17 protein-coding genes are annotated in these 13,666 nt (G+C 70.0%); 14 read left to right on the forward strand and 3 right to left on the reverse strand.

Going from position 1 to position 13,666, the window contains the following annotated elements:
- Positions 1–11 precede the first annotated feature (11 nt).
- The 3 genes from AB0N89_RS11260 to AB0N89_RS11270 are packed head-to-tail and all read right to left on the reverse strand — an operon-like array spanning position 12 to position 2,970.
- Positions 12–890, reverse strand: coding sequence for an ABC transporter permease subunit (locus AB0N89_RS11260; protein WP_364203169.1), 879 nt, complete (start codon positions 888–890; stop codon positions 12–14).
- Positions 887–1,882: an ABC transporter ATP-binding protein gene (locus AB0N89_RS11265; RefSeq protein WP_364203172.1), complete on the reverse strand. Its 996-nt coding sequence runs from the start codon at positions 1,880–1,882 to the stop codon at positions 887–889. The genes AB0N89_RS11260 and AB0N89_RS11265 overlap by 4 nt, the downstream gene beginning before the upstream one ends.
- On the reverse strand, positions 1,879–2,970 hold the full coding sequence (locus AB0N89_RS11270; RefSeq protein WP_364203175.1) for an outer membrane lipoprotein carrier protein LolA: 1,092 nt from the start codon (positions 2,968–2,970) through the stop codon (positions 1,879–1,881). The genes AB0N89_RS11265 and AB0N89_RS11270 overlap by 4 nt, the downstream gene beginning before the upstream one ends.
- 144 nt (positions 2,971–3,114) lie before the next feature.
- On the opposite strand from AB0N89_RS11270, the gene AB0N89_RS11275 reads away from it, so the two are divergent.
- The 14 genes from AB0N89_RS11275 to AB0N89_RS11340 all read left to right on the forward strand — a co-directional run bounded on the left by AB0N89_RS11275 (position 3,115) and on the right by AB0N89_RS11340 (position 13,646).
- Entirely contained in the window at positions 3,115–3,843 is a 729-nt protein-coding gene (locus AB0N89_RS11275; protein ID WP_039917931.1) for a response regulator transcription factor, read from the forward strand.
- On the forward strand, positions 3,840–5,183 hold the full coding sequence (locus tag AB0N89_RS11280; RefSeq protein WP_364203178.1) for an ATP-binding protein: 1,344 nt from the start codon (positions 3,840–3,842) through the stop codon (positions 5,181–5,183). Before AB0N89_RS11275 ends, AB0N89_RS11280 begins: the two co-directional genes overlap by 4 nt.
- 136 nt (positions 5,184–5,319) lie before the next feature.
- Entirely contained in the window at positions 5,320–5,709 is a 390-nt protein-coding gene (locus AB0N89_RS11285) for an NUDIX domain-containing protein (protein WP_364203180.1), read from the forward strand.
- Positions 5,710–5,796: 87 nt separating this feature from the next.
- Entirely contained in the window at positions 5,797–6,147 is a 351-nt protein-coding gene (locus AB0N89_RS11290) for a histidine triad nucleotide-binding protein (RefSeq protein WP_364203183.1), read from the forward strand.
- Positions 6,148–6,261: 114 nt separating this feature from the next.
- Complete coding sequence (locus AB0N89_RS11295) at positions 6,262–7,347, forward strand: PhoH family protein (protein ID WP_364203185.1); 1,086 nt, start codon at positions 6,262–6,264, stop codon at positions 7,345–7,347.
- Positions 7,344–7,898, forward strand: coding sequence for an rRNA maturation RNase YbeY (ybeY, locus tag AB0N89_RS11300; protein WP_364203188.1), 555 nt, complete (start codon positions 7,344–7,346; stop codon positions 7,896–7,898). Before AB0N89_RS11295 ends, ybeY begins: the two co-directional genes overlap by 4 nt.
- A gap of 10 nt (positions 7,899–7,908) precedes the next feature.
- Positions 7,909–9,261, forward strand: coding sequence for a hemolysin family protein (locus AB0N89_RS11305; RefSeq protein WP_364203191.1), 1,353 nt, complete (start codon positions 7,909–7,911; stop codon positions 9,259–9,261).
- Positions 9,254–9,580: a cytidine deaminase gene (locus AB0N89_RS11310; protein ID WP_364203194.1), complete on the forward strand. Its 327-nt coding sequence runs from the start codon at positions 9,254–9,256 to the stop codon at positions 9,578–9,580. The genes AB0N89_RS11305 and AB0N89_RS11310 overlap by 8 nt, the downstream gene beginning before the upstream one ends.
- Positions 9,580–10,479: a GTPase Era gene (gene era / locus AB0N89_RS11315; protein WP_005158763.1), complete on the forward strand. Its 900-nt coding sequence runs from the start codon at positions 9,580–9,582 to the stop codon at positions 10,477–10,479. The genes AB0N89_RS11310 and era overlap by 1 nt, the downstream gene beginning before the upstream one ends.
- 156 nt (positions 10,480–10,635) lie before the next feature.
- Positions 10,636–10,977 (forward strand): CD225/dispanin family protein, encoded by a 342-nt coding sequence (locus tag AB0N89_RS11320; RefSeq protein WP_364203196.1) that lies wholly within the window; start codon positions 10,636–10,638, stop codon positions 10,975–10,977.
- 25 nt (positions 10,978–11,002) lie between these two features.
- Positions 11,003–11,353: a CD225/dispanin family protein gene (locus AB0N89_RS11325; protein ID WP_364203199.1), complete on the forward strand. Its 351-nt coding sequence runs from the start codon at positions 11,003–11,005 to the stop codon at positions 11,351–11,353.
- Entirely contained in the window at positions 11,350–11,802 is a 453-nt protein-coding gene (locus AB0N89_RS11330) for a DUF2752 domain-containing protein (RefSeq protein WP_364203202.1), read from the forward strand. Before AB0N89_RS11325 ends, AB0N89_RS11330 begins: the two co-directional genes overlap by 4 nt.
- A 146-nt stretch (positions 11,803–11,948) precedes the next feature.
- On the forward strand, positions 11,949–13,118 hold the full coding sequence (locus tag AB0N89_RS11335; protein WP_364203205.1) for an RDD family protein: 1,170 nt from the start codon (positions 11,949–11,951) through the stop codon (positions 13,116–13,118).
- A 54-nt stretch (positions 13,119–13,172) separates the two neighbouring features.
- A complete protein-coding gene (locus tag AB0N89_RS11340; RefSeq protein WP_364203208.1) occupies positions 13,173–13,646 on the forward strand; it encodes a CD225/dispanin family protein in 474 nt (157 codons plus the stop codon).
- Positions 13,647–13,666 lie beyond the last annotated feature (20 nt).

Raw genomic sequence — 13,666 nt, forward strand, 5'->3', positions numbered from 1 at the left:
CCTGGTGAAAGTCAGCCGTCCCGCGTGGTCAGGCGCGAGTAGGCGATCGAGAGCCCGATGACGACGTAGCAGGCGGCCCGCAGGGCGCCCTCGCCGAGCAACGTCGTGTCGAGCGGATCCATCAGCACCGAGGCCGGCGCCTGCGCCCAGTCCTTGTTGAGCAGGAACGGATGCAGCCACGAGACCGCGTCCAGGAAGCCCAGGATGGTGAACACGATCGTCCCGGCCAGCACCGACGCGACCACCAGCATCGGATGCTCGGTGAACGACGAGATCGCGAGCGCGACCGCGCCGACCGCCCACAGCTGCAGGGTGATCCACAGGGCCAGGATCAGGAGCCTGCCCAGCGCGTCCCACACGCTCAGTGTCGACCCGGTGAGGGTGAACATCGAGTCGGTGCCGCTGATGATCAGCCCGGTGACGAATCCGGTGAACGTCATCGCCAGCACCGCGATCACCGACACCGTCGCGACGCCGAACGCCTTGATCGCGAGCAGCCTGCCCCGTCCGACCGGCGCGATCAGCCAGCCCCGCAAGGTGCCGTGCGCGGCCTCGCCGGCGATCGCGTCCGCGCCGGCCATCGCCGAAGCGAGCGGCAGGAGCAGCGCCAGCGTCATGGTCAGGGCCGCGACCGGCAGGATGAACCCGTTGTTCATCGCGGACGCGAGCAGCGCGCCGTCCCCGCCGCCGCCACCGCCGTTCGCCTCCGCGGGGTCGACGAGCGTCAGCGCGACGCCGATGACGATCGGGATCAGCGCGAGCAGGCCCAGTACGGCCAGCGTGCGCGGCCGCCGGAAGATCCAGCGCAGTTCGGCGCGATACAGCCGGAGCAGGCCGACGCTGTCCTTGCCGGTCCGTGCCGCGGGTGCCGCGGCCAGAGCGTGGGTCACGACTCCCCCTCACCGTCTACAGTGGACTCCGGCTGGGTGAGCCGGGCGAACAGGTCCTCCAGGCCGGTCCGGGCCCGCGCCGCCTCGTGCACGGCCACTCCGGCCGTCACCAGATGACGCAGGACGTCGGGGGCTTCGGCGGCGGTGAGGTCCACGCGGACGCCGTCCGGGGTGAGCCTGCTGCCGATCCTGTTCTCCCGCAACGTTTCCACCGCGAGCTCGGCGTCCGGCGTCCGCACCAGCAGCGCCGCGTTCCCCGACTCCAGCAGTTCCGTGAGCTCGCCCTGGGCGATCACGTTCCCCGACTGGAGCACCGCGACGTGCGTGCACGTCGCCTCGACCTCGGCCAGCAGATGCGACGACACCAGCACGGTGACGCCGTCCGCGTGCAGTTCGGCGATGATCCGGCGGATCTCCCTGGTACCGGCCGGATCGAGGCCGTTGGTCGGCTCGTCGAGCACGATCATCCGCCGCTGCACGAGCAGCGCGCTCGCCAGCCCCATCCGCTGCTTCATGCCCAGCGAGTACCCCTTGTAGCGCCGGGTCGAGGCGTCGCTCAGGCAGACGCGCTCAAGTGCCGCGTCGACCGCGCCCGGGATCCCGGCCGAGGCCAGCCTCGGTTCGGCCGCCGCCACGCGCAGCAGGTTCTCCCGCCCGGAGAGAAAGGGGTGGAAACCCGGACCCTCGACCAGCGCGCCGACGTCGGGCAGCGCGTGCGCCGCCTCGTCGGGCATCTTCTTGCCGAAGAGTTCGACCTCGCCCTCGGTGGGCCGCACGAGTCCGAGCAGCATCCGGATGGTCGTCGTCTTGCCCGAACCGTTGGGGCCGAGCATCCCCAGCACGGCGCCTTCGGGAACGTCGAGATCGACGTGGTCCACGGCCACCGTGCGGCCGTAGACCTTGCGCAGGCCCCTGGTGCGGGCCGCCATGGGTACCGCCGGAGCGGACGCCTCCCGAGAGGCGTCCGTCCCGGCTTCGAAAGTGGTGGTCACTTCGCGGCCAAAGCCTCGAAGAGGACCTGCTCCGGCACCGCGCCGACGGCGAAGCGGCCGTCGTCGGTCAGCACGCCGCTGCCGACCTTGGTGGTCACCAGCCATCCGCTGCCCCAGGCACCGCTGACCGGCTTGGCGAACCGCGAAAGCAGCGCCTTCGGGTCGACCTGGCGGCCTTCCTCGTCCTTCGCGCTGCCGGCCTTGGCCAGCGCGTCAGCCGGGATCTTCCCGGTGATCGCGGTGTCCCAGCCGTCGCCGACGACCTTGACGTCGGACTTGGCCTGCTCGGCGAGTTCACGGTTCTTCGGGTCGACCTCGGCGGTCTTCTCGGTCACCTTCGCGCCCTTCGGCGGGGTGAACTCGAAGTTCGACGCGGGCTGGTCCGCGAAGTTGATCTCGCTGAAGGAGACCTCGAGCGCCGGGGAGGAGGTGCCGTTGGCCAGCACCGTCAGCCGCAGCGGCATCCGGGTCTGCTCGTCGACCGCGACGCGGATCTCGCGCAGGAGCGTCCGCTCGGTCGGCTTCGGGGTCAGCACCAGCTCGTAGGCCGAACGGTTCGCCACCGAGGACGTCCCGTCGACGGCGATCGTGCTGCTCTCGCGCACCTTGCCGAGCAGTTCCGACGCGACCGTGGCCGGATCGACGGCCTGGCCCTCGGTCTTGTTCTGGTGCTCCTTGGCCAGGTCGTCCGGGATGGTGACCTTGGTCGCGGAGTTGTCCTTGGAGTTGTACTCCCAGACGCTCTGCCCGTTGCGGACGATGGTCTGCTGGCTGGAGCCCTCGGTGAGCGACACCTTGCTCTTGCCCGCGCCGTCGGTCGAGATCTGCGCCGAGTCGACGTTGAGCGCCGCGGCGCCGGGCAGCGTGCTGCCGATCTGCGGCAGGCCGAGGTCGTTGCTGACCTTGACCTTGCCGTCGAACGCCGCCGGCTTCGCGTTGAGCGTGGACTGCACCAGCTCTTCGGCGCTGATCTGCGGCAGCACCGGGGCGTCACCCGCGCTGGCGGGCAGCGCGACGACGGCGAGCCCGCCGACACCCAGGGCCGTCCCCACCACCGCCGCGGTGATGGCCTTCCTCTTCGGATCCATGCTGTCTCTCCCTGTTTCCCCGAACCCCAGTGTGCTCGGGTCTTGGCGACAACGCTTCCCCGGAAACGCTGAGATACCACTCAGACTCCGCCTCCCAGGCTGAGATGGCGCTGAGAGGTCGCGCGTGAGCTGGTGAAAGCGTGAATGATGAGGGACGTGAAACCTCGAGTACTGGTGGTCGACGACGAGCCCGGCGTCCGCAAGGCGTTGCAGCGGGGGCTGCGCGCCGAGGACATGGACGTGGTCACGGCGGCCGACGGGCCCAGCGGCCTGCGGCTCGCGCAGACGGGCTCGTTCGACGTCGTCCTGCTCGACATCATGCTTCCGGGGCTTTCCGGCTACCGCGTGCTCGAACGGCTGCGGGCGCTCGGCGTCACCACGCCGGTGCTGATGATTTCGGCGAAGGACGGCGAGGTCGACCAGGCGGACGGCCTCGACCTCGGCGCCGACGGCTACCTCGTGAAGCCGTTCTCGTTCGTCGTCCTGGTCGCGCAGGTGCGCGCGGTGCTGCGGCGGGCGTCGCCGGACGCGATCCGCGGGCCCCTGCGGATCGGCGCGCTCGAAGTCGACCGGAGCCTGCGGCAGGTCCGCTACGACGGCGTCGACGTCGCGTTCAGCCCCCGCGAGTTCGCGCTGCTGGAGGTGCTGGCGGGCCGCGCGGGCACGGTGGTCACCAAGGACGAGCTGCTGCGCGCCGTCTGGGGCGACGAGCAGGCCGCGACCCGCAACGTCGTCGAGGTCTACGTCGGCTACGTGCGCCGCAAACTCGACGCGGTCGGCGCGGGCGCGCTGGTCCGGACCGTGCGCGGGCACGGCTACCTGGCTTCGGATCCGCAGCTCGACGAAGTGATCGCCCCGGCGGGACAGGGGTGATCGGCTCACCGTCTTGGTGGCGCCGCCGATCGCTCCAGGTCCGCATCACCCTGCTCACGGCCGCGGTCACGCTCGGATTCCTGCTCGGGCTGGCGGCGGTCGCCGGGGACAACCTCCGGCCGCTGCTCATCGGCTCGGTCGACGACGAACTCGGCGCCCAGCTGGAGATCGCGAAGGCCGACGTCTCCGCCGGGCGGCCACCGACGGCCTCGGCGGTCACCGTCCGCGTCCTCGACACCGGCGGCGGCCCGGTCGACGGCCTGCCCGCCGCGAACCTCGGCCCCGCGGAGGTCCGCGCGCTGAAGGCGGGCGAACCGGTCACGACCGGTGGCGAGCACAGCTGGCGCTGGGTCGGCACCGTGATCACCGCGCCCGACGGGCAGCAGCGGCTGGTCGCCGCCGGCGCCGGTCTGGTCGGCTTCGCCACCGCAGTGCGTTCAGGCGGGCTGTGGCTGTTCGTGGTCGCGTCCGTCGGCGCGGTGGGCGCCGGGATCGCGACGTGGCTGCTGGTGCGGTTCGCGCTGCGGCCGGTGGCGCGGATGCGCGGATCGGTCCGGGCGCTTCCGCCGGGCGCGCGGCTGCCGCTGCCGGATTCGCACGACGAACTCCGCGCGCTCGCGGAGGAGTTCAACGCGCTGCTGGCCCGGCAGGAGGAAGGCGCCGACCGGCTGCGGCGGTTCACCGGGGACGCCGCGCACGAGCTCCGTTCGCCGGTCGCGTCGATCCGGGTGCAGGCCGAGGTCGCCGTCGCCAACCCCGATCCCGAGCTCTCGCAGGAGACGCTCTCCGACATCCTGGAGGAGTCGGAACGGCTGTCCGCGCTGCTCGACGGGCTGCTGGCGCTGGCACGGTCGGACGCGGGGGAGGTACCGCCCGCGGAACCGGTCGAGCTGGTGAGCGAGGTGCGGGCCGCGGTCGCGCGGATGCCCGCCGGCGCGCCGGACGTCCGGGTGAGCGGCACGGTCGGGACGGCGTGGGCGCTGGCCACGCACGCCGAGGTCGAACTGGTGCTGAGCAATCTGCTGCGCAACGCCTGCCGGTACGCGCGCGGCGAGATCGTGGTGTCGGTGCTCGCGTCGCGGTCTTCGGTGCGGGTGGTGGTCGACGACGACGGGCCGGGTATCGCGCCGGAACACCGGGACCGGGTCTTCGACCGCTTCTACCGCGTTTCCGATTCGCGGGCGCGGTCCTCCGGCGGCACCGGGCTGGGACTGGCGATGGTCGCGGAGGCCGTCCGGCGGCGCGGCGGCCGGGTCCGCGTCGGCGAATCACCCGATGGCGGGGCGCGCTTCCAGATCGTCTGGCCGGTGGCCCGGCCTCAGCGCTCCTCGTACCCGTGATCAGACGGACGACACACGTGTAGCCGGGGTTCCGCCGTCGTGTCGTCCGTCTGATCACGAGTGTCGTCCATCTGGACACGCGTGCTGTCCGTCCGATCACGCGAGCGGTGGCCCGGCCATCAGTAGGGTGTGCGCCGTGGTGATCGTGGGCGCCGCCATCGTGCGGAACGGACAGCTGCTGGCGCAGCAGCGGGCTTGGCCCGCCGACCACGCCGGGCAATGGGAACTGCCGGGCGGGCGGGTCGAAGACGGCGAAAGCGACGAGGCCGCTCTGGCGCGTGAATGCCTGGAGGAGCTGGACGTCGCCGTGAAGGTCGGGGGCCGGGTCGGTGAAGACGTCCCGCTGCCGAAGGGGAAGGTGCTGCGCATCTACGCCGCGTCGCTGGTCGGCGCGGGGGACGAGCCGCGGGCGGTGGAGCACAAAGACGTCCGGTGGATCTCCCCGGTGGAGCTTTCGGGTCTCGATTGGCTCCCCGCCGACCGCGTCCTCCTGCCCGCCCTGCGCACCCTGCTCGCAAGTCCGTGAAGGCCTCCTTGAGGGACCCAGAGTCCCTCAAGGAGGCCTTCACGGACTTGGGGAGGCGTTGCGCCGGGTGGGGGATAGGGTGGGGGGATGAGTGACGCGGAGACGTTGTTCGAGCGGATCATCGCGGGCGAGATCCCGTCCGACAAGGTGTACGAGGACGCGACGACGTATGCGTTTCGGGACATAGCGCCGCAGGCGCGGGTGCATGTGCTCGTGGTGCCGAAGAAGCGGTACCGGAACGTCGGCGAGCTGGCGGCGGCGGATCCGCGGCTGCTGGCGGACGTCGCGCTCGCGGCGCGCAAGGTCGCGGAGATCGAGGGGATCGCGGAATCCGGTTACCGGGTGGTGTTCAACACCGACGGTGACGCCGGGCAGACCGTCTTCCACGTGCACGCGCACGTGCTCGGCGGCGAGCAGCTGGGGCATTTCGGGCGCTGAAACGCGCCACCGCGAGAAACCGGACTGCGTGCCGACACCCGCAAGCAGTAACATCGATTTTGTCAGTGTCGTTGAAAATCGCAGCGTAAGCGCAGGAAGTAGGCCCGAGGCCACGTGGCCGGAACCGTACCGGGTGAAGCCGCCCGACCCGACGTTCCCGCGGACGTCACCCCGACGAAGGCCGACGAGGCCGCCGTCACCGAAGCGGCCCAGTCCCGATTCCCCATTCCCGACGCCGCCGCGCTCAGCCTGCTCGGCTCCAGGGACGAAAACCTCCGAGTCGCCGAGGAACTCCTCGCCGCCGACGTCCACGTCCGGGGCAACGAGGTCACCCTGACCGGCGCCCCCGCCGACGTCGCCTTCGCCGAACGCGTCTTCGCCGAACTCGTGACGCTCGCCGGCCGCGGCCAGCAGGTCGACCCGGCCACCGTCCGCCGCACCGTCGGCATGCTCTCCACCGGTGACTCCGAGTCGCCCGCCGAAGTGCTGAGCATGAACATCATCTCCCGGCGCGGCAAGACCATCCGGCCCAAGACGCTCAACCAGAAGCGCTACGTCGACGCCATCGACAAGCACACCATCGTCTTCGGCATCGGCCCCGCCGGTACCGGCAAGACGTACCTCGCCATGGCCAAGGCCGTCCAGGCGCTGCAGGCCAAGCAGGTCACCCGCATCGTGCTGACCCGCCCCGCGGTCGAAGCCGGCGAGCGCCTCGGCTACCTGCCGGGCACGCTCAACGAGAAGATCGACCCGTACCTGCGCCCGCTCTACGACGCGCTGCACGACATGGTCGAGCCCGAGTCGATCCCGCGGCTGATGCAGGCGGGCACCATCGAGATCGCGCCGCTCGCGTACATGCGCGGCCGCACCCTCAACGACGCCTTCATCATCCTCGACGAAGCGCAGAACACCACGCCGGAACAGATGAAGATGTTCCTCACCCGGCTCGGCTTCGGCGCCAAGATCGTCGTCACCGGCGACGTCACCCAGGTCGACCTCCCCAACGGCCAGAAGAGCGGCCTGCGGGTGGTCCGGGACATCCTCGAAGGCGTCGAGGACCTGCACTTCGCCCAGCTCACCAGCCAGGACGTCGTGCGGCACAAGCTCGTCGGCGACATCGTCGATGCGTACGAGAAGTGGCAGGCAGTGCAGGACAGCAAGGACCAGAGCAGCGGTTGGAAGGGTCAGCGCCGTTCATGAGCATCGAGATCGCCAATGAATCGGGCGTGAACGTCGACGAGACCTCGATCGTGTCGGCCGCGCGGTTCGCGCTCGACAAGATGGAGGTCAGCCCGCTCGCCGAGCTGTCCATCCTGCTCGTCACCCTCGAAGTGATGGAGGACCTGCACGAGCGGTGGATGGACCTGCCCGGTCCCACCGACGTGATGGCCTTCCCGATGGACGAGCTCGACTCGTCCCGCCGCCCCGACGCGCCCGACGCCTCGCCCGCGCTGCTCGGCGACATCGTGCTGTGCCCGGCGTTCGCGAAGGACCAGGCCAAGACGGCGGGCCACGCGCTGATGGACGAGCTGCACCTGCTCACCACCCACGGCGTGCTGCACCTGCTCGGCTACGACCACGCCGAACCCGCCGAGGAACGCGAGATGTTCGGTCTGCAGAAGCGGATCCTCGGCGAGTTCCAGGCCGCCGTCGCCGCGCACAACAAGCGCGACGCGCAGCGCTCCGCGGACGACAGGCTCCTCGGCACAGCGGGTCTCGACACCGTGCCCGCCGACGAACCTCCCGCCTAGGCCCGCGGACATGGGTAGTCCCACGGCCCTGCTGCTCATCGCCATCGCGCTGATCCTGCTCGCCGGGGTGTTCGCGGCCGCCGACGCGGCGGTCAGCACGGTCTCCAAGGCCCGCGCCGACGGCCTCGTCCGGCTCGGGCGCCCCGGCGCGCGTCAGCTGTCGCTGGTCATCGCCGAACGCCGCCGCCACATCAACCTGATCCTGCTGCTGCGGATGACCTGCGAGCTGACCGCCACCGTGCTGGTCACCGTCGACATCCTCGGCTGGATCCGCCCGCTGTGGCTCGCCATCGTCGTCGCCGCGGGCGTGATGGTCGTGGTGAGCTACGTGATCATCGGCGTCGGGCCGCGCACCCTCGGCCGTCAGCACCCGTACCGGATCGGTCTCGTCGTCGCGGGCCCGGTCCGCGTCCTCGGCTCCATCCTCGGCCCGCTCAGCAGGCTGCTGATCGTCCTCGGTAACGCCATCACCCCCGGTCGCGGTTTCCGCGAAGGCCCGTTCACCTCCGAAGTCGAGCTGCGCGAGCTGGTCGACCTCGCCCAGGAACGCGGCGTCGTCGAGGAATCCGAACGCGAGATGATCCACTCGGTGTTCGAGCTCGGCGACACCGTCGCGCGCGAAGTCATGGTGCCGCGTACGGAGATCGTCTGGATCGAGCACGACAAGACCGTCCGCCAGGCGCTCGCGCTGGCCCTGCGCACCGGGTTCACCCGGCTGCCGGTGATCGGCGACTCCGTCGACGACGTCGCGGGCGTCGTCAACATCAAGGACCTCATGCCCGCGTACATGGCCGAAGGCGGGTCGCTGCGCCTGGTCGAAGAGCTGATGAACCCGGCGAGTTTCGTGCCGGACTCGAAGCGGCTCGACGACCTGCTCAAGGAGATGCAGGTCTCGCACAACCACATGGCCATCGCCGTCGACGAGTACGGCGGCACCGCGGGCCTGCTCACCATCGAGGACATCCTCGAAGAGATCGTCGGCGAGATCACCGACGAATCCGACACCGACGAACGCCCCGAGGTCGAAGAACTCGAAAACGGCGCGGTCCGGGTCTCCTCCCGCCTTTCGATCGACGACCTGGGCGAACTGTTCGGGATCGACCTCGAAGACCACGACGTGGAGACCGTGGGCGGGCTGCTCGCGGAGCGACTCGGTAGGGTCCCGCTGCCGGGGGCCGAAGCCGAGGTCGCCGGACTTCGGCTGTTCGCCGAAGGCGGTAAGGACCGGCGCGGGCGGATGCGGATCACCACGGTGGTCGTCCACCCCGCCGACGCGGACGCGGTGACCGACGCAGCCCAGGGCAGGCGCCGCACCCGGGTCTCGCAGCCCGATGAAAGTGACAGGAGTGTCGAACATGCCTGAGCTGGACGCCGAGGACCAGAAGCTGGTGACCCTGGCCAGGTCCGCGCGAGCCCGCACCCAGGCCGAGGAAGGCGCCGCGCTCCGCGACACCGACGGCCGCACCTACGCGGCGAGCACGGTCGACCAGCCGTCGTTCAAGCTCACCGCGCTCCAGGTCGCCGTCGCCGCCGCCGTTTCGAGCGGAGCCGAAGGAATCGAAGCCGCCGTCGTGGTCACCGCCGAGGGCCTGCTCAAGGAGGCGTCCGTGCACGCGGTGCGCGACATCGCCGAGGAAGCCCCGATCTATCTCGCCGACCCCAGTGGCAAGGTGCTGAACTGATGGCCGAGCCGCACCGTTCCGGTTTCGCCTGCTTCGTCGGGCGGCCCAACGCGGGCAAGTCGACGCTGACCAACGCGCTCGTCGGCAGCAAGGTGGCGATCACCTCCAGCAAACCGCAGACCACCCGGCACGCCATCCGCGGCATCGTCCACCGCGACGACGCCCAGCTGGTGATCATCGACACACCGGGCCTGCACCGGCCGAGGACGCTGCTCGGCGAGCGGCTCAACGACATCGTCCACTCGACATGGTCCGAAGTGGACGTCGTCGGGCTTTGCGTGCCCGCCAACGAAAAAGTCGGCCCCGGCGACCGGTTCATCGCCGCCGAACTCAAGAAGATCGCCAAGCGTACGCCGGTGATCGGCGTCGTCACCAAGACGGATCTCGTGAAACCCGAGCAGGTCGCCGAGCAGCTGCTCGCCCTGCAGGAGGTCATGGAGTTCGCCGAGCTCATCCCGGTGTCCGCTGTGGATGGTTTCCAGGTGGGCGCGCTCGCGGACCTGCTGGTGCGCCACCTTCCCGAAGGCCCGCAGCTGTATCCGGGCGGCGAACTCACCGACGAGCCCGAGCAGACCCTGGTCGCCGAGCTGATCCGCGAGGCCGCGCTGGAGGGCGTCCGGGACGAACTCCCGCATTCGATCGCCGTCACCGTCGAGGAGATGCTGCCCCACGAGGGCAGGGACGACATGATCGACGTGCACGCGTTCCTTTATGTGGAACGACCGAGCCAGAAGGGCATCATCCTCGGGCACAAGGGTGAGCGCCTCAAGGACGTCGGCGCCCGCGCCCGGCAGCAGATCGAGGGTCTTCTCGGTTCGAAGGTCTACCTCGACCTGCACATCAAGGTCGCCAAAGAGTGGCAGCGCGACCCCCGACAGTTGCGACGGCTGGGCTTCTGACTTAACGGAATGTCTCGATTCGGTCGCGGAGACCGATTGACGGTGTGGAACCGGACGGGTGACCTTAGAGTCTCACTCCTCGACTCCGGTGATCGCTGATCGGGCGGCGGCGCGCGGGGCGATTTCCACATTTCATTCGTGAAGGGAAAGCGGTAAATGACCGACAACCAGGGCCTGCCCAACTACTCCGGCGACCCTCAGGGCGGTGGCGGCTTCAACAACCCCGGCCCGCCGCCCAACAACAACCTGGTGTGGGCGATCCTCACCACGATCCTGTGCTGCCTGCCCTTCGGCATCGTCGCGATCGTCAAGGCGAACCAGGTGAACACCCTCTGGGCGCAGGGCCAGCCCGCCGCCGCGCAGGAAGCGGCCGACGCCGCCAAGAAGTGGTCGATCATCGCCGCGATCGTCGGTGTCGTGATCGCCATCCTCTACGTCGTGCTCGTCGTCGTCCTCGGCGTCTTCGCGGGTTCGGTGGACGTGAACAACTACCGCTGATAGCGGCGACCGAGGGGGAGACCTCATGACCGACCAGTACCCGAACTACCCGCCTCCGGGCGGGCCACCGCCGCAGCAGCCGTATTACGGCGGCGCGCCGAACTATGGTCCTCCGCCGGACAACAACCTGGTGTGGGCCATTCTCTGCACGGTGTTGTGCTGTCTGCCGCTGGGTATCGTGGCGATCGTGAAGTCGAGCCAGGTGCAGACGTTGTGGGCGCAGGGCTTCCACGCCGAAGCCCAGAAGGCCGCCGACGACGCGAAGAAGTGGTCCATGTGGGGAGCGATCGCCACCGGCGGTCTTTTCCTGCTGTACATCATCTTCATCGTGGTGATGGTGATCATCGGAGCGTCGGCGGGAAGCTTCACGCCGTGACGTCGTCCGTCTATACGGGATTCCCGGCGCGCGGGTTCAAAGCACGGGCCCGCGCGCTGGGGCCGCCCCTCGCCGTCGCCGCCGGTGCCGCGGCGGGCTGCGTCGTCCTCTGGCTGGGCGATCCCACCACCCCGGGCGGACCGCTTCCGGTCTGTCCCACCAAGGCCTTGCTGGGCATCGCCTGCCCGGGCTGCGGCGGTATGCGCATGGTCTACAGCGCGCTGCACGGGGACATCCCCGCCGCGCTGCACTACAACGCGGTGTCCTTTGTGGTCGTTCTGCTGCTCGTCTGGAGCACTGTCGCCTGGGCGGTCGGCAGGCTCCGCGGCCGGTCGGTGGACAGCTGGCTGCACTGGCGGTGGACACCGCTCGCGTTCGGCATCGTGTTCGTCGTCTGGTTCGTCATCCGTAACCTGCCCTTCGCCCCGTTCACCTCGCTCTACGTCTGAGTGCCGGGCCGGGCCCCGGATCGTCGGTGGTACCGAGTACGCTCCCGCGCACCGGTCTGCTCGGTGTGTACCCATGCCGTACATTCAGCCCGGGTCGCCGACGAGGCCCCGTGCGCCAGGGGCGAGGAACCAGCGAGGGGATTTCGATGACCACTCCCTACGGCCAGCAGCCGCCGGGACAGCAGCCGCCACCCGGATCCGGGCCTCCGCCGGGGGACGGGCAGCAGCAGTCACCGCAGCCGCAGCAGCCGTTCGGACAGCCGCCATCGGGAGAGCAGCCCTCGCCGTTCGGTCAGCCACCGCAAGGAGACCAGCCTTCCCCGTTCGGTCAGCAGCAGTCACCTTTCGGGCAGCAGCCCCAGCAGCCGTTCGGCGCGCAGCAGCAGCAGCAGCCCTTCGGCCAGCAGCAGGGCCAGTCGTCGCCGTTCGGTCAGCCGGGTCAGCAGTCGCCGTTCGGCCAGGCCGCCCCCCAGTTCGGGCCGCAGACCGACTACGCCCACTGGGGCCTGCGCGCGGCCGGGACACTGATCGACTTCGCGCCGATCGTCGTGCTCCCGATCATCGGCTCCGTCATCGCCACGAACGCGAATTCGCTCCTCGGCGGCATCATCGCCGGCATCGGCTACCTCGCGGGGCTCGGCTGGACCATCTACAACCGGTGGATCACCATGGGCACCACCGGCCAGTCGCTCGGCAAGAAGGTCATGAAGATCAAGCTCGTCCGCGAGAGCGACGGGCAGCCGATCGGTCCGCTGATGGCCTTCGTCCGGGACCTGTGCCACAACCTCGACGGCTGGGTCTGCGGCCTCGGTTACCTCTGGCCGCTCTGGGACCAGAAGAAACAGACGTTCGCCGACAAGATCCTCAGCACCGTCGTCGTGCCGGGCGAAGCCGCCGCCGTGTCGGCGCCGTTCGGCCAGACCCCGGGCTTCCCGGCACCGTCGTCTTCGTCGTCGTTTCCCGCGCAGTCGCAGCCGTTCGGCCAGCAGGCACACCAGCCGCAGCAGCCGTTCGGCGCGCCGCAGCAGCAGTCGCCGTTCGGGCAGCAGCCCCAGCAGGCACAGCCGTTCGGCCGGCAGCCGTCCGGTCAGCAGCCGCAGGGAACCGCGGCGGCCTCCCCGGAGTCCCAGCCCGGACCGGGCTTCGGTGAGCCGGAACCGACCCAGGTACTCCGCCCGGGTCAGCCGCAGGCTCAGCAGGCGCCGTCCGGGTTCGACGAAGCCGAGCCGACGCAGAAGATAACGCCCGAGCAGCTGAGGCAGCAGCCGCCCGGGGCGGAGGGCGGGCCGAACGGGCCCGGGACGCCGCAGCAGTAAGGAACGACCGGCGGGATCCACCCGCCGGGAAGCGCGACAAAAGTGGGGACCCCGATGACGAACCCGTACGGCCAGCAGCCCGGCTACGGCCAGCAGCAGCCCTATGGCCAGCAGCCTCAGCCCGGATACGGACCTCCGTCCGGTGCCACGCCGGCACCGTACGGCCAGCCTTCGGGCGCGAACCCCATGCCGTACGGCCAGCCGGCGCCGTATGGGCAGCCCGCCCCGTATGGTCAGCCCGCGCCGTATGGCGCTCCGGGCGGCATGCCCGGCGGAGGGGACATCAACTCGATCCCCGACTACAAGGGCTGGGCGATCGGCTGCATCTTCCTCTGCTGGATCATCGCGATCTTCGCGATCATGAAGTCCAACGAGGTCAACACCTACAAGATGCAGGGCAACTACGCCGCCGCCATGGACGCGTCGAAGTCGACGAAGACCATGTGCATGATCGCCTCGATCATCGGCGGGGTCGGCTGCCTGTTCTCCATTCTCTGGATCATCCTGGCCGTCGCGACGGCGTTCTGAGACCGAAAGAACCACGAGGA

Source organism: Amycolatopsis sp. NPDC089917, assembly GCF_040684635.1.
Taxonomy (GTDB): domain Bacteria; phylum Actinomycetota; class Actinomycetes; order Mycobacteriales; family Pseudonocardiaceae; genus Amycolatopsis.